This window comes from Streptomyces sp. NPDC006259 (assembly GCF_042870975.1).
In the GTDB taxonomy this organism is placed as follows: Bacteria; Actinomycetota; Actinomycetes; order Streptomycetales; family Streptomycetaceae; genus Streptomyces.
Genome location: NZ_JBIAHY010000002.1, coordinates 402,887 through 421,344, shown reverse-complemented (window position 1 = coordinate 421,344; position 18,458 = coordinate 402,887). Strand labels below are relative to the sequence as shown.

General features: G+C 74.1%; 18 protein-coding genes. 10 read left to right on the top strand and 8 right to left on the bottom strand.

The genetic code is table 11. From position 1 onward, the window contains the following. Positions 1 to 54 precede the first annotated feature (54 nt). On the top strand, positions 55 to 2,496 hold the full coding sequence (locus ACFYO5_RS08020) for a right-handed parallel beta-helix repeat-containing protein (RefSeq protein WP_388705542.1): 2,442 nt from the start codon (positions 55 to 57) through the stop codon (positions 2,494 to 2,496). On the opposite strand, the gene ACFYO5_RS08015 is transcribed toward ACFYO5_RS08020, so the two are convergent. Then, positions 2,493 to 4,814: a hypothetical protein gene (locus ACFYO5_RS08015; protein WP_388705539.1), complete on the bottom strand. Its 2,322-nt coding sequence runs from the start codon at positions 4,812 to 4,814 to the stop codon at positions 2,493 to 2,495. The genes ACFYO5_RS08020 and ACFYO5_RS08015 overlap by 4 nt on opposite strands. A gap of 303 nt (positions 4,815 to 5,117) precedes the next feature. Here ACFYO5_RS08015 and ACFYO5_RS08010 point away from each other — a divergent pair, with 303 nt between their 5' ends. Beyond that, a complete protein-coding gene (locus tag ACFYO5_RS08010; RefSeq protein WP_388705536.1) occupies positions 5,118 to 5,948 on the top strand; it encodes a DeoR/GlpR family DNA-binding transcription regulator in 831 nt (276 codons plus the stop codon). Positions 5,949 to 6,001: 53 nt separating this feature from the next. Beyond that, positions 6,002 to 6,478, top strand: coding sequence for an SRPBCC family protein (locus ACFYO5_RS08005; protein WP_388705533.1), 477 nt, complete (start codon positions 6,002 to 6,004; stop codon positions 6,476 to 6,478). Between the two features lie 96 nt (positions 6,479 to 6,574). On the opposite strand, the gene ACFYO5_RS08000 is transcribed toward ACFYO5_RS08005, so the two are convergent. Next, positions 6,575 to 7,699 carry a PLP-dependent cysteine synthase family protein gene (locus ACFYO5_RS08000; protein ID WP_388705530.1) on the bottom strand — a complete coding sequence of 375 codons (1,125 nt, stop codon included), beginning with the start codon at positions 7,697 to 7,699 and terminating at the stop codon, positions 6,575 to 6,577. 337 nt (positions 7,700 to 8,036) lie between these two features. Between ACFYO5_RS08000 and ACFYO5_RS07995 the strand changes: the two genes are divergently transcribed. Both ACFYO5_RS07995 and ACFYO5_RS07990 read left to right on the top strand, forming a co-directional pair. Beyond that, positions 8,037 to 8,360 carry a hypothetical protein gene (locus ACFYO5_RS07995; RefSeq protein ID WP_356563819.1) on the top strand — a complete coding sequence of 108 codons (324 nt, stop codon included), beginning with the start codon at positions 8,037 to 8,039 and terminating at the stop codon, positions 8,358 to 8,360. 233 nt (positions 8,361 to 8,593) lie between these two features. Then, a complete protein-coding gene (locus ACFYO5_RS07990) occupies positions 8,594 to 9,139 on the top strand; it encodes an ATP-binding protein (protein ID WP_388705527.1) in 546 nt (181 codons plus the stop codon). Between the two features lie 397 nt (positions 9,140 to 9,536). On the opposite strand, the gene ACFYO5_RS07985 is transcribed toward ACFYO5_RS07990, so the two are convergent. After that, positions 9,537 to 9,812 carry an SHOCT domain-containing protein gene (locus ACFYO5_RS07985; protein WP_388707130.1) on the bottom strand — a complete coding sequence of 92 codons (276 nt, stop codon included), beginning with the start codon at positions 9,810 to 9,812 and terminating at the stop codon, positions 9,537 to 9,539. Positions 9,813 to 9,994: 182 nt separating this feature from the next. Between ACFYO5_RS07985 and ACFYO5_RS07980 the strand changes: the two genes are divergently transcribed. From ACFYO5_RS07980 to ACFYO5_RS07965, 4 genes are all read left to right on the top strand, one after another. Then, positions 9,995 to 10,582: a TetR/AcrR family transcriptional regulator gene (locus ACFYO5_RS07980; protein ID WP_388705525.1), complete on the top strand. Its 588-nt coding sequence runs from the start codon at positions 9,995 to 9,997 to the stop codon at positions 10,580 to 10,582. Between the two features lie 9 nt (positions 10,583 to 10,591). Further along, positions 10,592 to 11,173 (top strand): DUF4865 family protein, encoded by a 582-nt coding sequence (locus ACFYO5_RS07975; protein ID WP_388705522.1) that lies wholly within the window; start codon positions 10,592 to 10,594, stop codon positions 11,171 to 11,173. Further along, complete coding sequence (locus ACFYO5_RS07970; protein WP_388705519.1) at positions 11,170 to 12,078, top strand: phosphotriesterase; 909 nt, start codon at positions 11,170 to 11,172, stop codon at positions 12,076 to 12,078. Before ACFYO5_RS07975 ends, ACFYO5_RS07970 begins: the two co-directional genes overlap by 4 nt. A gap of 140 nt (positions 12,079 to 12,218) precedes the next feature. Beyond that, positions 12,219 to 12,404 (top strand): DUF1272 domain-containing protein, encoded by a 186-nt coding sequence (locus tag ACFYO5_RS07965; protein WP_356564077.1) that lies wholly within the window; start codon positions 12,219 to 12,221, stop codon positions 12,402 to 12,404. Positions 12,405 to 12,446: 42 nt separating this feature from the next. On the opposite strand, the gene ACFYO5_RS07960 is transcribed toward ACFYO5_RS07965, so the two are convergent. The 4 genes from ACFYO5_RS07960 to ACFYO5_RS07945 form a co-directional block, all read right to left on the bottom strand. Then, entirely contained in the window at positions 12,447 to 12,869 is a 423-nt protein-coding gene (locus ACFYO5_RS07960; RefSeq protein ID WP_388705516.1) for a PPOX class F420-dependent oxidoreductase, read from the bottom strand. Between the two features lie 316 nt (positions 12,870 to 13,185). Beyond that, positions 13,186 to 14,076, bottom strand: a complete 891-nt coding sequence (locus ACFYO5_RS07955; protein WP_388707127.1) for an NAD(P)-dependent oxidoreductase — start codon at positions 14,074 to 14,076, stop codon at positions 13,186 to 13,188. Between the two features lie 315 nt (positions 14,077 to 14,391). Continuing rightward, positions 14,392 to 15,636: an ROK family protein gene (locus tag ACFYO5_RS07950; RefSeq protein ID WP_388705513.1), complete on the bottom strand. Its 1,245-nt coding sequence runs from the start codon at positions 15,634 to 15,636 to the stop codon at positions 14,392 to 14,394. A 67-nt stretch (positions 15,637 to 15,703) separates the two neighbouring features. Beyond that, positions 15,704 to 16,366, bottom strand: coding sequence for an alpha-ketoglutarate-dependent dioxygenase AlkB family protein (locus ACFYO5_RS07945; protein WP_388705510.1), 663 nt, complete (start codon positions 16,364 to 16,366; stop codon positions 15,704 to 15,706). Positions 16,367 to 16,433: 67 nt separating this feature from the next. On the opposite strand from ACFYO5_RS07945, the gene ACFYO5_RS07940 reads away from it, so the two are divergent. Then, positions 16,434 to 17,570: a methyltransferase gene (locus tag ACFYO5_RS07940; protein ID WP_388707125.1), complete on the top strand. Its 1,137-nt coding sequence runs from the start codon at positions 16,434 to 16,436 to the stop codon at positions 17,568 to 17,570. Here the strand turns inward: ACFYO5_RS07940 and ACFYO5_RS07935 are convergent. Further along, positions 17,557 to 18,411 carry a ketose-bisphosphate aldolase gene (locus ACFYO5_RS07935; protein WP_388705507.1) on the bottom strand — a complete coding sequence of 285 codons (855 nt, stop codon included), beginning with the start codon at positions 18,409 to 18,411 and terminating at the stop codon, positions 17,557 to 17,559. The two genes, ACFYO5_RS07940 and ACFYO5_RS07935, sit on opposite strands and share 14 nt — an antisense overlap. Positions 18,412 to 18,458: the final 47 nt, after the last annotated feature.

The following is an 18,458-nucleotide window of genomic DNA, read 5'->3' as shown; positions in this document are numbered from 1 at the left end:
GCCCCGCAGACGACCGAGTGATCAGCAAGACCGAGGTGGGGGCACAGCAACGCCATGGCACAGGGCACGGTCCAGGTGACGCACACCGGTACATCGAGGTGGCGGCGCCGCACGGGTGAGTACGCGTCGCTCGCCGCCGCTCTGGAGGCCGCGGCCGAGGGCGACGTCCTCACCATCGCTCCCGGCACCTACCGGGAGAACCTCGTCGTGCACCGGGCGGTGACCCTGCGCGGACCCGAGGGCTCCCCCGGTTCCGTGCGCATCGCCCCCCTGGACGGCGTGCCGTTGACCGTGCGGGCCTCGGCCGTGGTGCAGGACCTGCACGTGGAGGGACAGGACGCGGCGGCGCCCGCGGTGCTCGTCGAGGAGGGCACTCCCGAGCTGCTGGACCTGCGGATCGTGACGCGGTCCGCGGCCGGCGTCGAGGTGCGCGGGGGCGCGCGTCCCACGGTCCGGCGGTGCACCGTCGACAACCCGGCCGGCGTCGGCATCGCCGTGGTCGACGGCGGCGGCGGTGTCTTCGAGGAGTGCGAGGTCGTCGCGGCCGGGCAGGCGGGCGTCGCCGTGCGCGGGGGCGGCCACCCGCGGTTGGAGCGCTGCCGGGTGCACCACGCCTCCGGGGCCGGCCTGAGCGTCACCGGCGACAACTCCGCCCTGGAGGCGGTGGGTTGCGAGATCTACGAGGTACGGGGCAGCGGCGTGCAGATCACCGCCCGTGCCACCGCGCACCTCACCGACTGCGATGTCCACCGCACCACCGCCGACGGAGTCACGCTCGACACGGACGCCGTGCTGACGCTGGCCGACTGCCGCATCCACGACATCCCGGAGAACGCGGTCGACCTGCGCTCGCGCTCCGTCCTGACCCTGACGCGGACGACGGTGCGCCAGTTCGGGCGCAACGGCCTGTCGGTGTGGGACCCGGGCACCCGGGTCGACGCCAACCAGTGCGAGATCTTCGACAGCACCGGCGACTACCCGGCCGTCTGGGTCAGCGACGGCGCCACCGTGGTCCTCGACTCCTGCCGGGTGCACGACGTGCCGGACGCCCTGTTCGTCCTCGACCGCGGCTCGCGCGCGGACGTCGTCGACAGCGACCTGTTCCAGGTGCGCAACACGGCCGTGTCGGTGAGCGACGGCGCGACCGCCCAGCTCGCCGACTGCCGGATCAGGGACGCGGCGACCGGCGCCTGGTTCCGCGACCACGGCAGCGGCGGCACCCTCGACAACTGCACCGTGGACGCCACCCAGACCGGCGTGATCGTCACCAAGGGCGCCGACCCGACGGTGGAGCGCTGCACCGTCGACTCCCCCGCCGAGGCGGGCTTCTACGTGTCGGCCGGCGGCCGCGGCACCTTCCTGAACTGCCGGGTCACCAACAGCGGCGGCTACGGCTTCCACGTGATCGACGGCTGCCGTACGACGCTGCGCAAGTGCCGCACCGAGCGCTGCGCGCGGCGCGGGTACGAGTTCGCGGAGGCCGGCGCGGACGCCGCGGCCGGTTCCGGCCCCGTGGTCGAGGACTGCACGAGCGACGAGAGCGCCGGCGTGCCGACACCGGGCGCGCGGGAGACCGTCGTGGAGGCGGCGTCCCCTTCGCCGGGACTCCTCGGCGCGCTCCCCGAGCAGCGTGCCACCGTGCCCCCGGAGCGACCGGTCGCCGCCGTGCCCGAGCAGCGGGTGCGGACCTCCGAGGACGTGATGGGCGAACTCGACGCCCTGGTGGGCCTGGAGAGCGTCAAGCGCGAGGTGCGGGCGCTGACCGACATGATCGAGGTGGGTCGGCGCCGGCAGCAGGCCGGCCTGAAGGCGGCCTCGGTCAAGCGGCATCTGGTCTTCACCGGGTCCCCCGGCACCGGCAAGACGACGGTGGCCCGGCTCTACGGCGAGATCCTCGCCGCTCTGCACGTGCTGGAGAAGGGCCATCTCGTCGAGGTGTCGCGCGTCGACCTGGTCGGTGAGCACATCGGCTCCACCGCGATCCGCACCCAGGAGGCTTTCGAGCGGGCGCGCGGTGGGGTGCTGTTCATCGACGAGGCGTACGCGCTCTCCCCGGAGGACGCCGGGCGCGACTTCGGCAAGGAGGCCATCGACACGCTCGTGAAGCTGATGGAGGACCACCGGGACGCCGTGGTGGTGATCGTCGCCGGGTACACGGCCGAGATGGAGCGGTTCCTGTCGGTCAACCCCGGCGTGGCGTCGCGCTTCTCCCGGACCATCACCTTCGGCGACTACGGCCCCGGGGAACTGCTGCGGATCGTCGAGCAGCAGGCCGAGGAGCACGAGTACCGGCTGGCGCCGGGCACCTCGGAGGCGCTCGTGAAGTACTTCACGGAGATCCCCAAGGGCGCCGCCTTCGGCAACGGCCGCACCGCCCGCCAGACCTTCGAGGCGATGGTGGAACGGCACGCGGGCCGCGTCGCGCACGTCGCGGACCCGAGCACGGACGACCTGACCCTGCTGTACGCGGAGGACCTGCCGGAGCTGCCCGCCTAACCGTCGGCCTGCGCGCGCTGCGCCGGAACCTCCCGGTGCAGGCGGGACAGCAGGCGTTCGCGTTCCTCCGCGAAGGCCGGGTCCGCCTGGTAGTCGGAGTGGCCCAGGATCGGCGAGGGCAGGGGGTGGGCGTCGGTGCGGCCGTAGGCCAGGGGGTCGGCGAGGGCGGCGCGGTCGACCTGGGGGCCGCAGCCGTCCCCGGACAGCCGGACCGGGCCGCCGATGGGGTCGGTGGGGCGGTGCAGATTGCGCCAGCAGTCGATGTCCTCGTGCAGGGCGTGCAGCGCGGCCGGGCCGAAGTGGGCCGGGAACCAGCGGCCGTAGAGGCGCTCGATCGGGGAGCCGTAGGTGAGGAGGGCGACGCGGCCGCGGTCCGCGGGGCTCAGTTGCCAGGCGGCGGCCGCGGCGAGGACGCTGCCCTGGGAGTGGCCGGAGATGACCAGGCGTCCGCCGGTGGCGCGCGTCCAGGTGGCCATGCGCCAGGTCAGGTCGGGCACCGCGCGCTCGGCGTAGCAGGGCGGGGAGAAGGGGTGCGCGGCGCGCGGCCAGAAGGTGCCGACGTCCCAGAGGATGCCGATGGTGCGCCGCGCCGAGGCGTCCTTGTAGGCGCGCCGACCCCAGGTGACGAAGAGTATGAAGCCGAGCCCGATCAGCCAGGAGCCGAGTGCCTGACCGGTCTGGGCCGCGCCGTGGACGAAGGGGTGGGCGTCCTCGGCGGCCCGGGCGGGGGTGCTGCCGGTGGCGAAGGCGCCGACGAGCGCGCCGGCGCCGAGCAGCAGGGTCGCCGCGGAGGTGACGGCGACGAGGAGCGGGGCCCGGTCGGTGAGCGTGGCCATGGCGCGGGCGCGGGCGATGCGCTGGGTGCGGGCCTGGTCGCCGGGGTCGACGCCGTACTCACGGGCCACCGCGACCCGCTCCGCGCGGGCCAGCCGCAGGGCTTGCCGGGCGAGCAGACCGCACAGCAGGAGCAGCACGATCAGCAGGGCGGGGATCACCGACGCCTGCCAGGTCAGCAGCACCGGCGGTCCGGCGAGGGAGGTGCCGGTGCCGTCCAGCCAGTCCGAGACGCGCTGGGACACTCCGCCGGACATCACCCCGCCGAGGGCGCAGGCGAGCATGGCGACGGCGGGGCCGCCCAGACCGCGCAGGGCGGCGCGCCGTTGCGGATCGCTCCCGGAGCCGCGGTAGAGGATCGCGGCGACGACGGTGAGGGCGATCACCAGCGCGCCCTGTAGGAGGGCGATCCCGCCGAAGGTCACGTCGCCCGGGAGCCGGCCGGCCGACCGCCGGTCCGGGCGCTCCCATCCGGCGTAGACGAGGGTGACGAGGAGCAGGGCGAGGGCGGTCAGCGGCAGGCGCCGTACGAGGTGGGCGTCGACGCGGCGGTCCAGGCGGTGCTCGCTGCGGCCCCGGCGGCACACCACCCAGACCGTGGCGAGCGTGCCGGCCGCCAGGGCGGCCTCCAGGACCCGGCCGAGGGCGTCGAGCAGGACGGGACCGCCGGGCGCGCGGTCCTGGCGGGCGGCGGCGGTGCCGACGGCGGCGGCCACCGTGAGCAGGCCCGCCGCGGTGTGGGCCGCGCGCAGCCGGGCGACCAGGCGCCGCCCGTACCAGAAACCGGGTCGGCCGAGGGCGGTGTGGCCGAGCGCGTCCTCCGACTCCGTCCTGTCGTTCGGCGGTTCCTGGGACTCGTACGCCCGCCAGCTGCGGTGGGACAGATACCAGAGCAGGACGGTGAGGGCGGTGGGGACGACCGCCGCGAGGGCGAGGCGACGGCCGGGCAGGCTCCACCAGCCGCCGTCGGAGACCGCCGGTGACAGGAAGCCCAGCCAGGAGTGCCGTTCGGCGCACGCGCGGGTGCCCGCGCACTGCCAGGCCGTCAGATCCAGGGCGACCTCGCAGGCGGCGGCGACGAGCAGGACCGTCAGGGTCAGACCGATGAGCCGCACCAGCAGTCCGTACAGGCGGACGGCGCGGGTGCGTTCCCGGGCGGCGGGGCGCATCCAGTGGGCGAGGTTGACGACCATGAACGGCAGCAGCAGGAGCCACAGGGCGCGGGTGCCGTTGCCGGAGGTGAGGTTGCACCACACGTAGGCCTCGGGGACCGGCCGGTCCCGCGGTCCGCCGGTCGCCGCGGTCTCGGCGTCCACGTCGTCCACGCGCCGGTACACGGCGGCCGTGTCGTCGCCGGTGATCCGCACCGTGCGCGGATCGTTGAGCATCTTCTCGGGCGTGGCTCCGCCCACCCCGTGGACCAGGAGTTCCAGGGCGGCCGCGGCCGCCGGGTCGGTCGCGGCTCGTTCCTGCGCGCGTTCCACTGTTCTCGCACTTCCCCCGTGACGCGATGTCGCTCCGTGTGCGTGCGGCACAAGGATGGCCGCTGAGTGACGTGTGCACACCCGTTGTCACCGAATCTCCCCCGTTCCGTGTGGGGAACGGGACGGTCCGGTGGAGCCGACGTGACATGTGCGCGACGGGTGGGTGGTGGCAGGGCCGGTACCCGCCCGTGCGAGGATGGGACGCCCGCGCGCCGCCGACCGGCAGAATGTCCTTGTCGTGGCAGGTGGGGGGGACGTGTCGGACGGAGTGGACCGGCTTGAGTCGAGAGGACCGGAGCGTACGTGAGTGAGAATCAGAACCTCCTCGCGGAGCAGCGGCGCGCACTGATCCTGGACGAGGTCCGGCGCCGGGGTGGTGTCCGGGTCAACGAGCTGACCCGCAAGCTCGGCGTGTCGGACATGACGGTGCGCCGCGACCTCGACGCGCTGTCGCGTCAGGGTGTCCTGGAGAAGGTGCACGGCGGTGCGGTGCCGATCGTGGAGGCGAGCACGCACGAGCCCGGTTTCGAGGCCAAGTCGGGCCTGGAGCTGAGCGCCAAGGAGGACATCGCGCGGGCCGCCGCGGAGCTGGTCGCGCCGGGCAGCGCGATCGCCCTGTCCGGCGGTACGACGACGTACGCGCTCGCCCATCAGCTGATCGACGTGGCGGATCTGACCGTGGTGACCAACTCGGTGCGGGTGGCCGACGTCTTCCACATGGCGCAGCGCACCTCGGGCCCCCGGCAGGGCGCGGCCACCGTCGTGCTGACCGGCGGTGTGCGCACCCCCTCCGACTCGCTGGTGGGGCCGGTCGCCGACCAGGCCATCGCGGCGCTCCACTTCGACGTGCTGTTCCTCGGCGTGCACGGGATATCGGCCGAGGCGGGCCTGTCGACGCCGAACCTGGCGGAGGCCGAGACCAACCGGCGCCTGGTGCAGTCGGCGCGCCGGGTCGTGGTGGTCGCCGACCACACCAAGTGGGGTGTGGTCGGCCTGAGTTCCTTCGCGGCGCTGGAGCAGGTCGACACGCTGGTGACGGACGCCGGGCTGCCGGGCCCGGCCCGCTCGGAGATCGCCGAGCATCTGCGGCGGCTGGTGGTCGCCGGTGAGGCGGCCGAGAGGGCAGACATCTGACGGAGCGCCGGTTAGGGTGGCGCCCCGTTCCTCGGTGCTGAGGAGTTGCCCGCATGGCTCACCGTCTGCGTCCCGAAGAACCCGGCTTCCTCGCGACCGCGCCGGTACGGCTGGTGTTCGCCGAGGAGGTCGCCGCGACGCCGGAGCAGGTCTTCCACGCGCTGGCCGAGGACGTGGCCGGGTGGGCCGCCTGGTTCCCCGCGGTGACGTCCGCGCGGCCGGTCGACGGCGGCGCGGGACGCGACGTACGGCTCAGGGGCGGGACCCGGTTCCGCGAGACCGTCCTCGTGGCGCGGGAACCCGAGGTGTACGCCTACCGGGTCGACGTCACCAACGTGCCGGGGACACGGGCCCTGGTCGAGGAGTGGCGGCTGGCGCCGGCCGGTACGGGGACGCGGGTGCGATGGACGTTCGCCGCGGACGGGACGGCGGTCCTCCGGGCTGCGCTGCGGCTGGCCCGGCCGGGCATGGGCCGGAGCTTCCGGGGCGCGGTGACCCGGCTGGACCGGCGGATCGCCGCGCGGGCGTGAGCGGCGGACGGGCGGCGTCCGGAACCTTCGTCGTCCGGTCGACGGGCGGCGGACGGCGGGCGGCGGACGGCGGACGGCGGACGGCGGACGGGTCTCTCAGTCCCGCCACACGCCGGTCGCCAGCAGGGAGTCGATCGCGGCGCTGTACGGGCCGATGTCCAGCCCCTGCTCGGCGAGCCACGCGTCGGAGTAGTACTTGTCGAGGTAGCGGTCGCCCGGATCGCACAACAGGGTGACCACACTCCCCTGCCGGCCCTCGGCCACCATCTCGGCGACGATCTTCAGCGCGCTCCACAGGCCGGTGCCCGTCGAGCCGCCCGCCTTGCGGCCGATGGCGCGCTCCAGGGCGCGCACGGCGGCGACGCTGGCGGCATCGGGGACCTTCATCATCCGGTCGACGGCGCCGGGCACGAAGCTCGGCTCCATGCGGGGCCGCCCGATGCCCTCGATGCGTGAGCCGCAGTCGCAGGTGACGTCCGGATCTCCGGTGGTCCAGCCCTCGAAGAAACAGGAGTTCTCGGGGTCCGCGACGCAGATGCGCGTGTCGTGCTGGGTGTAGTGGACGTACCGGGCGAGGGTCGCGGAGGTGCCGCCGGTGCCGGCCGTGGCGACGATCCACGCCGGTTCGGGGAACCGCTCCAACTCCAGTTGGCGGAAGATGGATTCGGCGATGTTGTTGTTGCCCCGCCAGTCCGTGGCCCGCTCGGCGTAGGTGAACTGGTCCATGTAGTGGCCGCCGGTGTCGGCCGCCAGGCGGGCGGACTCCTCGTACATCTTCCGAGAGTCGTCCACGAAATGGCACTGCCCGCCGTGGAACTGGATCAGGCGGATCTTCTCGGCGCTGGTCGTGCGGGGCATGACGGCGACGAAGGGCACGCCGATCAGCTTCGCGAAGTAGGCCTCGGAGACGGCCGTCGAACCGCTGGACGCCTCGATCACGGGGTGGCCCGGTCTGATCCAGCCATTGCACAGGGCGTAGAGGAAGAGGGAACGGGCGAGCCGGTGCTTGAGGCTGCCGGTGGGGTGGGTCGACTCGTCCTTCAGGTAGAGGTCGATGCCCCACCGCTCCGGCAGCGGGAAGCGCAGCAGGTGGGTGTCGGCGGAGCGGTTGGCGTCGGCCTGGACCTTGCGGACGGCCTCTTTCAGCCAGCGGCGGTAGGCGGTGTCGCTGCGGTCGACGTCGAGAGTCGCGCCGGTCCGGGTCTGCTGGTGGGTGGTCACGGCGGGCTCCTTCGTGCGGGGCGCCGACCGCGCCCACGCGGCCGACGCCTCGATCATAGACACTCTGCACACGCCCCTCACCTGCATAAACGCTTCTTTGAGGACCTCAAAGGCGACCCTGGGGACGGCGGGTCGGCCGACGGGGGCGCATTCGCGTGAGTGCTTCGGGCGCCCCCGGACCGCGCGCCGTGCGCACTGGTGCTCGACGCCCCGCGCGGGCAGACTGCACCCGGCGGGGCGGAGGTCCCGTACGGGGACGCACACTGGACACGACAGGAGCAGGTTTCCGGCCCACTCGGAAGCACGGGCCGGCACACCCACGCGCAAGGGGGCGGGGATGGCTGAGCCGGAGTTCACGGCGACGGGCGTACGGATCGGGAGGCGACTGCGCTCGCTCACCCGGGCCGGACAGGTCCGGATCAACGACGGCAGGCTGGAGTTGCTCACCAGCTACGGCAGCGAGATCGACAGCGCGCCGGTGCAGGCGGTCCGCGCCTCCCGGCCCTGGTTCGCCGCCGCGGACCGGGCGCTGGCCGACCTCAACGGCAACCGGTACCTGCTGACCCTGCGGGGCCACGATCCGGCACCCGGTGAGCCGGGGCCGCCCGCGGCGCGCCGGTTCATCGAGGCCGTTCGCAGGGCGGCGGGACGCAGGGGTTGAACGCCCCGGGACCCAGCGGTCGAGCGAACCGCGGGTGGCCGGACGGCCACGGCGAGTTGCGCTCTCCCGCCCCCTGGGCCACGCTGGTCTCACGTCACTCTGGGTTTACCGGCGATAACGCTGCGAACCAGCCCGCCGGCCACGACAGCAGGCGGCCGCCCTAGCGCAGACGCACTGCTCCGATCGATCCGAACTCCGTGTTCTTCCGGACCTCACGTCGGGGAGTCGCAGCCGTGATCAGCAACCCAAGCAGGCACTGCACGGTAGAGCTCCAGGCTCTGCCGTCGCGGATCGGCCAGGTCCGCAGAATCGTATCGGCGCAACTGCGCTACTGGCATCTCGATCCCCTCATAGACCGCGCGGCGCTCGGCGTGACCGAGCTGTTGACCAACGTCCATCTGCACGCCCAGCCGGACAAGACGTGCAGGGTGGAGATGGAGCTGCTGCTCGACCGGCTCACGGTCTCCGTGCGCGACCACGACCCCCGGCTTCCGGTGGTCGACCACATCGAGGCGGTCGACTCGTTCGCCACCTGCGGACGTGGACTCGCCATGGTGGCCGCGGTCAGCGAGGACTGGGGCGCCCGGTCGGACGGCGAGTCCGGGAAGGTCGTCTGGTTCACGCTTCCCGCGCCGGTCGCGGCGCCCGAGCGGTCGGCGCGGCCTTCGCGCCGGCTGGTCACCGACCGGCTGGTCACCGACCGGCTGTTCCCGGAGGTGGTCACGGTCGACGACCTCAGCCCCGCACACGCTCCCGCCCGGTCGGCCGTCGCCGGCTGACCGGGCGGTGATCCCTTCGCCGTACGGCGGAGTCACCCGGTGGTGATCCGCACGTACGGCGGGGTCGCGCACGCGGCGCGGGTCGCGCACGCGGCGCGGGCGCTCGGCGCTCACACCCGGCGCTCGGCGCTCGGCGCTCGGCGCTCGGCGCTCGGCGCTCGGCGCTCGGCGCTCGGTGGCACCTTCGCCACCGAGCCCCCGCCATACAGGCCGCACAGGGCGGTGTTCCATACCGCGATTGCCGCAGCACGCCCAGGCGTGCCGCGCGTCCGGCCGGGCGTCTGCGGCGAGGCCCACACCCCGGCCGCCAGGCCCCCACGGCGAGCCGCGTGGGTGGGAGCGCGTGACGCGAACCCGCTGTCGCTCACCCCGGCCAGGGCGGCGACGGCCGCCGTCGTCACGTACCACCCTTGCGTCCGAACTGCTCGTCCAGGACGGACAGTCGGCGCCAGTACTCGTCCTCGTCGATCTCGCCGGAGGCGAAACGGCGGCCGAGGACCGCGAGCGGTGAGTCGCCGGTGGGGCGGGGGGCATCGGCCCAGGGGCCGCGGCGGCCGCGCCACACCGTGCGGCGCAGGAGGTTCACGACGCCGATCACGACGACGGCCCAGATCAGCGGGAAGAACAGGATCCACGGGCCGGGGCCGCCGTCCCCGTTCGCCAGGGTCTGCATCTCGTGCATCTCGGGTCATCTCCCAGGTAGGTCTTCCGGTGGTGTTTCGAGACTGCCGCCGGCAGGGGGGCCCGGTCGTCGTACGGACAGCGGCAGTACGGCTACCTCCCGGGGAGTACGCGCCTCCGTACGGGCTGCTCCCCACCTGGTCGACCGCACGCCCGACTTCTGTAACTACTAGTATGTACAGTGGAGCCGTGAGCACAGCGGAGCGACTGATCGAGTCCACCCGGGAGCTGCTCTGGGAGCGCGGGTACGTGGGCACCAGCCCCAAGGCGATCCTGGAGCGGGCCGGCGCCGGACAGGGCAGCATGTACCACCACTTCAAGGGGAAGCCGGATCTCGCCCTGGCGGCGATCCGGCGGACGGCGCAGGAGCTGCGGGCCACCGCCGAGGGAGTGCTCGACGGGCCCGGGAGCCCGTACGAGCGCATCGAGGCCTATCTGCGCCGCGAGCGGGACGTGCTGCGCGGCTGCCCGGTCGGCCGGCTGACGATGGACCCGGACGTGATGGCGAGCGACGAACTGCGCGCACCCGTCGACGAGACCCTCGACGCGATCCGCGAGCGCATCGCGCAGATCGTCGAGGAGGGCAAGGAACAGGGTCAGTTCGGGCCGGCGCTGGACGGCGAGGAGATCGCGGCGGCCGTCCTCGCGACCGTGCAGGGCGGGTACGTCCTCGCGCGCGCCTCCGGCTCGCCGGCCGCCTTCGACGCGGGCGTGCGCGGCCTGCTCTCCGTCCTGTGCCCGCACGACCGCCCCACCGTCTGAGGAGCCCGGATGCACGCCATGCAGTACGAGCTGACCCTGCCCGCCGACTACGACACGGGGATCGTCCGCGCGCGCGTGGCGCGCGTCGGACACCTCCTCGACGACTGGGAGGGCCTGGCGATCAAGGCCTACCTGCTGCGTGAGCGCGGCGCGCACGGCTCCCCGGTCAACCAGTACGCGCCGTTCTACCTGTGGCACACGACGGAGGGCATGAACGCCTTCCTATGGGGTGGCCCCTTCCAGGGCCTGAGCGACGACTTCGGGCGCCCGGCGGTCCGGCAGTGGACGGGCCTGGCGTACGAGGAGGGGGCCGCCGGCGCGCCGGCCCGGTTCGCCGTACGACGCCGTACTCCGGTGCCGGACGGGGCGGTGCACGCCGAGGTGGCGGTGGAGGCCGCGGCGGAGACCGCGCGGCTGGCGCGTCAGGACGGGGCGGTCCTCGCGGCGGCGGCCGTCGACACCAGCCGGTGGGAGATCGTGCACCTCTCGCTGTGGGAGCACTGGACGCCGAAGGCCGACGGGGACCTGTTCCAGGTGCTCCACCTGTCGGCGCCGGGACGCTCCGCCCTGTCCGGTGGCCGCCAGTGGTGACCTCCGTCCGTACCGTCCTCGGGGACGTGGCGCCGGAGCGGCTGGGCGTGTGCGACGCGCACGACCACCTCTTCCTCGGCAGTCCGCTGCTGCCCGGCCAGGAGTTGCGGAGCGTACCGGCCGCCCGTGCCGAACTGGCGGCGTTCCGCGCCGAGGGCGGTGGCGCGGTGGTGCAGTGGACGCCGTACGGGCTCGGGCGGCGCGCGGCCGATCTGCCGCCGCTGTCACGGGAGACGGGCGTACACATCGTGGCCGCGACGGGGCTGCACCAGGACGCCCACTACGACGACGCCACGCGCGCGGGGCTGCGGGGACGGCCGGCCGAGGTGTTCGTGGCCGAACTGACGGAGGGCATCGGCACGTCGGGCGTACGGGCCGGGTTCGTCAAGGTCGCGGGCGGGTTCCACGGTCTGGACGCCCACGCCCGGCGGACCATGGCCGCGGCGGCCGAGGCGCACCACGCGACGGGCGCGCCGATCGCCGTCCATCTGGAAGCGGGCACCGGCGCGCTGGACGTGATCGACCTGCTGTGCGGGGAGTCGGGCGTGCCGCCGCACCGGGTGATCCTCGGGCACCTCAACCGCTGCCCCGACGGCGTGGTGCACCGCCAGGCCGCCGCCTCGGGCTGCTACCTGGCCTTCGACGGTCCGTCCCGTGCCCATCACGCCACCGACTGGCGGATGCCGGAGGCCGTTCGCGCGCTCGTCGAGGCCGGGTTCGGCGACCGGCTGCTGCTGGGCGGCGACACCACGACCGCCGCCGCCCGCTCCGTCGAGGGTGGCCCCGGGATGCCGTACCTGCTGCGACGGGTGGCTCCGCGGCTGGCGGTGGCCGTGGGCGAGGAGGCCGTGCGGCGGATACTGACGGAGAATGCCGGGCGGGCCTTCGGGGTGTCGTGGACCTGACCGCTGTTGCGGTCGTGGCACGACGGACGCGGTCGTGGCCCGATCGTGTCGGTCTCCGGCCCGCCGTGCGGCTGCCGTGGAAGGCGGGTCGGCCGAGGATGGCCATGACCACGGACACCGACCACGAGGAGGACCCCGCCATGGCCCTGGAGATGCGCGACCACTGCGAGCGCTGTACGACGGCCGCGCTGCCGTACGACGCACCCGCCCGGATCTGTTCCCACGAGTGCACCTTCTGCGTGCCGTGCGCGGAGGCCATGAGCGGTGTCTGCCCCACCTGCGGGGGCGAGCTGGCGGCCCGGCCGCGCCGCGCCGTACCGGCGTGACGGCGCGATCGGACCGGTGTCACGGATACCGCCGGGCCGGTGTCAGGTGGACGGCTGGTCGCTGTCCTTCATCGCACCCCAGCCGTGCCAGCGGTCGACCTCGATCCACGCGCTGACGCGGGGCCGGACGCGGTCCGGGTAGGCGTCGCCGGTGTAGTGCGAGGAGATGCGGTCGATGTCGGCCAGGCCCTCGTCGTCGCGCAGTTCGGTGACTCGGCCGATGAGGGTGACGTGGGTGTACCAGCTCTCGCCGTCCAGGACGGTCAGGGTGACGCGGGGGTCTCGGCGCAGGTGCTTCAACCGGACCCGGCCCTCGTCGAGACTGATCAGGACCCGGCCGTCGTCCCACACGTACCAGGTGGGCGTGGACACCGGAGTGCCGTCGGCGCGCAGGGTCGCCATCACGCAGGGATTGGGGCGGCTCAGCAGGTCGACGGCCTCGGGCGGCAGCGGCGGCTTGGACATCGGGTTCCTCCTCGGTGAGCTGGGGCGGGTGTGGCTGGCTGGGGCGGTGTTGCCGCAGGTGTGTACGACGTACCCGCTGGTCGGGCCCCATCACGCGCGGCGACGCGATGGGTCACCGGTCGGGGGCAGGCACACGCGCGTACGTTGTCCGTCACGGATCATGTCCGGGCACGCACGGGTACGCGGCCTGTCACAGGTCGGGGGCGGGCACGCGCGCGTACGCGGCCCGCCACGATCAGGGACGGGCACACGCACATACGCGGCCCGCCACCGGCCACAGGACAAGCAGGCGCACGCGAGTGCCCCTGCGCGACGGTCAGGCGGGCTGCTGCTCGTCGAAGCTGGCGAAGTAGGCGGCGGCCATGTCCTCGTCGGCGTGGCCCTGTGTGACGGCGCGTTCCAGGCGGTCGGCGCTCGCGGCGGCCACGTCCAGGCGGACACCGCGCCGGGCTCCGGCCTCGACGATCAGACGGGCGTCCTTGACAGCCGTCACCACGCCGAACTGCGGGGGCGTCAAGCGGTCTTCGAGGACCAGGGCGGCCTTGGCCCGGAGGTAGCCCATGTCCAGCGGCCCGCCGGCGATCAGCTCGAAGAAGTCGTGCGGATCGACCTCGAGGGCCTTGGACAGGGCCAGGACCTCACCGGTCGCGGCGGTGACCGCCAGCACCCAGCTGTTGGCGACCAGCTTCAGGCGGGTGGCGCTGCCGCCCGTACCGTCCTCGCCGGTCCACACCGTGCGGGCGCCCACCGCGTCCAGGACGGGACGGACGGCGGCGCGGTGGGCCTCCGGTCCCGCCGCCAGCACGGTCAGCTGACCGGCCTCGGCGGGCTGGCGGGTGCCCAGTACGGGCGCGTCGAAGAAGATTAGGCCCTGCTCGCGGGCGAAGGCGGCCAGGTCCTCGACCGAGTCGACACCCACGGTCGTCGACTGCACCCAGGCGGCGTCGGCCCGCAGTCCGGGAGCCGCCGCGCGCATGGCCTCCAGGGCCGCCGGGCCGTCGTGGACCATGGTCAGGACGACATCGGCGTCACGGACGGCCTCGGCCGGGCTGTCGGCGACGGCGACACCGTCGGCGGCCAGCGGCTCGGCCCTGGCACGTGTGCGGTTCCAGGCGCGGACGGTGTGTCCGGCGCGGGCGAGGTTGCGGGCCATCGCGGCACCCATGATGCCGGTGCCCAGCACACCCACGGTCAGCTTGTCGGTCATGACGTCAACTTCCTGATCCATCGAGCGGGGGTACTTCGGACGGTACGTGACGGTAGGACGTCACCTCGACGCGGCACGCACCGGCCCGTCCGTCTCTACCTGGTGACCGTGGGAGCGCCGCTCAACCCCGCTTCGTCGTCCGGCGCCCGTAGCCGACGCCGATCCGGACGTGGGCACGGGTTCGGGTGCGCGACCGGCCGCGGATCGCGGGGGCGGAGTGCTGGTGATCGAAGCGCTGGTCCGCCGCCCGGCGGAACCCCGGATGTGAGGCCCTGCCGACCCTGTCCTCCGAGGCCCTGGCGATCCCGTCCTGCGCTATCTGCCGCTCAGCGCCGCCAGCGGGTCGTCCAGGACCGGCTGCCAGGCCAGCTCCGCCGCTCCGACCAGGCTGTTGTGGTCGAGGGAGCACGCGAGGATGGGGACACCGCCGCTGCGACCCCACAGGCTGCGGTCGGCGACGACCGCGCGGAGCCGGTGGGGGTCGGTGTCCAGGAGGGTGCGGTGCAGGCCGCCCAGGATGATGCGGTCGGGGTTGAGGATGTTCACCAGACCGGCCAGGCCCAGGCCGAGGCGGTCGATCAGGGTCTCCGCGGCCGCGCGGACGACCGGGTCGGCGTACTCCTCGCGGATCAGTTCGTTGGCCTGCTGGAGCAGGGAGCCCTCGGGGCCCGGCTCGCGGCCGGCGGTGATGAGCAGGGCCAGCGGGTCGGCCTCGACGTCGAGGCAGCCACGGCTGCCGCAGTGACAGGGGCGGCCCTCGGGACTGACGGTGAGGTGCCCGACTTCGAGGGCCAGGCCCGAACTGCCCGTGTGCAGGCGGCCGTCGAGAACCAGCGCGCCACCGACCCCGCGGTGCCCGGTGGCCACGCACAACAGGTCGCGGGCGCCGCGGCCGGCGCCGTGCCGGTGCTCGGCGAGGGCGGCGGCGTTCACGTCGTTGGCGGCGAACGCCGGGCCTTCGACGCCGGCGGCGCGGACCCGTTCGGCGAAGATCTCCCGTACCGGCGCCCCCACCGGCCAGGCGAGGTGCAGCGGGTTCAGCGCCAGGCCCTCGGGCGCGGTCACCGCGGACGGCACGGCGAGTCCGGCGCCCACGCAGCGCCGGCCGGTCCGGCGCAGCAGGTCGGCTCCGGCTTCCACGGCGGCACCGAGCACCTTGGCCGGGTCGGCGTCGACGGCCTCGCAGCTGGGCGTCGTGGCGACGATCCGCCCGCCGAGGCCGACCAGCGCGGCCCGGAAGCCGTCGGCGTGCACCTGGGCGGCCAGGACGACGGGGCCGTCCGCGGCGACCTCCAGCCGGTGGGAGGGGCGGCCCTGCGAACCGGCGGCGGCGCCGGGCCGCGCGTCGACCCGGATCAGTCCCAGCGCCTCGAGTTCCGAGGCGACCGCGCCGGCCGTGGCACGGGTGACGCCGAGTTCCGCGGTGAGCACCGCACGGGTCGGCGCCCGCCCGGTGTGCACCAGCTCCAACGCGGGACCGAGCGCACCGCGCCCCCGGTCCAGCCGCGCCCTCGAGGTGGTCCCTGCCCCCGCCGGCCGGGGGTCCGCCTTGCCGCTCATGAGGGCGAGTCTCCCATGATCCGCCGGGCCGTCCCCCTCGGATCGGCCCGGCCCGGAGCCGGGTGCGTCAGGCGGTGGCGGGGAAGCCGCTGACGCGCAGCGTCACGTTCAGCCTGCCGGTCAGCCCCAGCCCCGCGGGAGCCGTACCGGGACGCACCCGCGGCACGCCGTGGTACGCGAGCCGGGAGGGCCCTCCGAACACGAACAGGTCGCCGCCGCGCAGCTCGACGTCGGTGTAGGGGCGGGTACGGGTCTCGGTGTTGCCGAAGCGGAACACGCAGGTGTCGCCGAGGCTGAGGGACACCACGGGCGCGTCCGACCGCTCGTCGGCGTCGCGGTGCATGCCCATGCGGGCGTCGCCGTCGTAGAAGTTGATCAGCGCGATGTCGTACGCCGCCTGCTCGGCGGCCTCCGGGCCGAGCGCGTCGGTCACCGCCCGCCGGCCCAGGTCGCCCAGCCACGACGGGAAGGGCTTCACGGGGGAGCCGTCGCCGTCGACGACCGTGCGGGCGTAGCCGTACGGGTACCAGTGCCGGCCGAGGCAGACCTGGCGGGCGCTCATGGTGGCGCCGCCGGGCGTGCGGACGGTGCGCAGTCCGGCGGGCGGTCGGGCCCACTCCCGGCAGGCCGCCAGCAGTTCCCGCTGAGCGCCGGTGTCCAGCCAGTCCGGCAGGTGCGCGGCGCCCGGCGCGACCTCCGCGCGTTCCCGGGCGAACAGCTCGGAGTCCATGGCACCATCCTGCCCCACGTGGTCCGATCTGCGGCTGGGCTAGCCTTGACCCACGATGAACGACCGTATGACGACGCCGTGGGGCGAGGTCGCACTGGCCCGCCACCCCGAGGACCCGCGTGACGCGCTGCGCGCCTGGGACGCCTCCGACGCGTATCTGCTCCGCCACCTCGCCGAGCAGGACGTCGCGCTGTCCGGCGCGGTCGTCGTGCTCGGTGACCGCTGGGGCGCGCTGGTGACGGCACTGGCCGCGCACCGGCCGACGCAGATCACCGACTCCTGGCTGGGGCAGGAGGCGACCCGGGCGAACCTCGCCCGCAACGGCGTCGAGCCCGGCTCCGTCCGGCTGCTGACCACCCAGGACCCGCCGCCCGAGCGCGTCGACGTGCTGTTGGTGCGGGTGCCGAAGAGCCTGGCGCTGCTGGAGGACCAGTTGCTGCGGCTGGCGCCCTCGGTGCACGCGGGGACGGTCGTGGTCGGCACCGGCATGGTCAAGGAGATCCACACCTCGACCCTGCGGCTGTTCGAGCGGATCCTCGGTCCCACCCGCACCTCCCTCGCCCGGCAGAAGGCCCGGCTGATCCTCTGTGCTCCCGACCCCGCGCTGAAACGTCCCGGCAACCCGTGGCCGTACGGCTACGACCTTCCCGCCGACGTCGGCCCGGTGTCCGGGCGTCCGGTCGTCAACCACGCGGGGGTGTTCTGCGCCGACCGGCTCGACATCGGCACCCGGTTCCTCCTCGCCCATCTGCCGTCGACGCGGGGCGTCCAGCGGGTCGTCGACCTGGGCTGCGGCAACGGCGTGGTGGGGACGGCGGTGGCGCTGGCCAACCCGCGGGCCGAGGTGCTGTTCACGGACGAGTCGTTCCAGGCGGTGGCCTCCGCCGAGGCGACGTACCGGGCCAACGGGCAGCCGGGACACGGGGAGTTCCGGGTCGGGGACGGACTCGCGGGGGTGGCGGACGAGAGCGTGGACCTCGTGCTGAACAACCCGCCCTTCCACTCCCACCAGGCCACGACGGACGCGACGGCCTGGCGGATGTTCACCGGGGCGCGGCGCGTGCTGCGGCCGGGCGGCGAACTGTGGGTGGTGGGCAACCGGCACCTCGGGTACCACGTGAAGTTGCGGCGCCTGTTCGGCAACAGCCGGCTGGTGGCCGGTGACCCCAGGTTCGTGGTGCTGAAGGCCGTCAAGCGGGGCTGAGCCGGCGGCTGATCCGCTGGACGGCGCACGCCATCGCCTCCCGTCCGACGGCGAGGTAGCCGCGCGAGTCGACCGCGTCGGGATGCGTGGCGAGGTAGTCCCGGATCGCGCCGGTCATGGCCTGGTTGAGGGCGGTGCCGACGTTGACCTTGGTGATGCCGCCCGCGACGGCCGCCGTCAGTTCGTCGTCGGGCACGCCGGAGGAGCCGTGCAGGACGAGCGGCACGTCCACACAGGTCCGAAGTCGTCGGAGGAGTCCGTGGTCGAGGGTGGCGGTGCGGGTGGTCATCGCGTGGACGTTGCCGACGGCGACGGCCAGGGCGTCCACCCCCGCGTCGGTCACGAAGGCACGGGCCTCGCTGGGATCGGTGCGGGCTCCGGGCGCGTGGGCGTCGCGCGGGGGTCGTCCGTCCTTGCCGCCGATCTCCCCCAACTCCGCCTCGATCCAGAGGCCCTGGGCGTGCGCCCGGTCGGCGGCGGCGCGGGTCGCCGCGAGGTTGTCGGCGTAGCGGAGGTGGGAGGCGTCGTACATCACGGAGCTGAATCCGGCGTCCGCCGCTTCCCGGAGCAGGGCGTCGGTCCGCACGTGGTCGAGGTGCAACGCGACCGGTACGGCGGCCCGTTCGGCTGCCGCGACGGCCGCGCGGGCGAGCGGGAGGAGGCGTCCCTGCCGGAACCTGACGGCGTTCTCGCTGACCTGGAGGACGACCGGTACGCCGGCGCTCTCGGCGCCGGTGATGACGGCCTCGATGTGTTCGAGGGTGATGATGTTGAAGGCGGCGACGGCGGTGCGGGCCGCGCGGGCCCGGGTGACCAGGTCACCGGTGGTGGTGAGGGGCACGGAATCTCCTCGTCCGGCCGGGCGGCGCGTGCGGGGACGCTTGCGGA

Bases quoted from the DNA above. Each gene is read 5' to 3' on its own strand.
- ACFYO5_RS07985 (WP_388707130.1), bottom strand. From the start codon at position 9,812: ATGCAGACCCTGGCGAACGGGGACGGCGGCCCCGGCCCGTGGATCCTG.
- ACFYO5_RS07965 (WP_356564077.1), top strand. From the start codon at position 12,219: ATGGCCCTGGAGATGCGCGACCACTGCGAGCGCTGTACGACGGCCGCG.
- ACFYO5_RS07940 (WP_388707125.1), top strand. From the start codon at position 16,434: ATGACGACGCCGTGGGGCGAGGTCGCACTGGCCCGCCACCCCGAGGAC.
- ACFYO5_RS07960 (WP_388705516.1), bottom strand. From the start codon at position 12,869: ATGTCCAAGCCGCCGCTGCCGCCCGAGGCCGTCGACCTGCTGAGCCGC.
- ACFYO5_RS07945 (WP_388705510.1), bottom strand. From the start codon at position 16,366: ATGGACTCCGAGCTGTTCGCCCGGGAACGCGCGGAGGTCGCGCCGGGC.
- ACFYO5_RS07980 (WP_388705525.1), top strand. From the start codon at position 9,995: ATGTACAGTGGAGCCGTGAGCACAGCGGAGCGACTGATCGAGTCCACC.
- ACFYO5_RS07975 (WP_388705522.1), top strand. From the start codon at position 10,592: ATGCACGCCATGCAGTACGAGCTGACCCTGCCCGCCGACTACGACACG.
- ACFYO5_RS08005 (WP_388705533.1), top strand. From the start codon at position 6,002: ATGGCTCACCGTCTGCGTCCCGAAGAACCCGGCTTCCTCGCGACCGCG.
- ACFYO5_RS07955 (WP_388707127.1), bottom strand. From the start codon at position 14,076: ATGACCGACAAGCTGACCGTGGGTGTGCTGGGCACCGGCATCATGGGT.
- ACFYO5_RS07950 (WP_388705513.1), bottom strand. From the start codon at position 15,636: ATGAGCGGCAAGGCGGACCCCCGGCCGGCGGGGGCAGGGACCACCTCG.
- ACFYO5_RS07995 (WP_356563819.1), top strand. From the start codon at position 8,037: ATGGCTGAGCCGGAGTTCACGGCGACGGGCGTACGGATCGGGAGGCGA.
- ACFYO5_RS08020 (WP_388705542.1), top strand. From the start codon at position 55: ATGGCACAGGGCACGGTCCAGGTGACGCACACCGGTACATCGAGGTGG.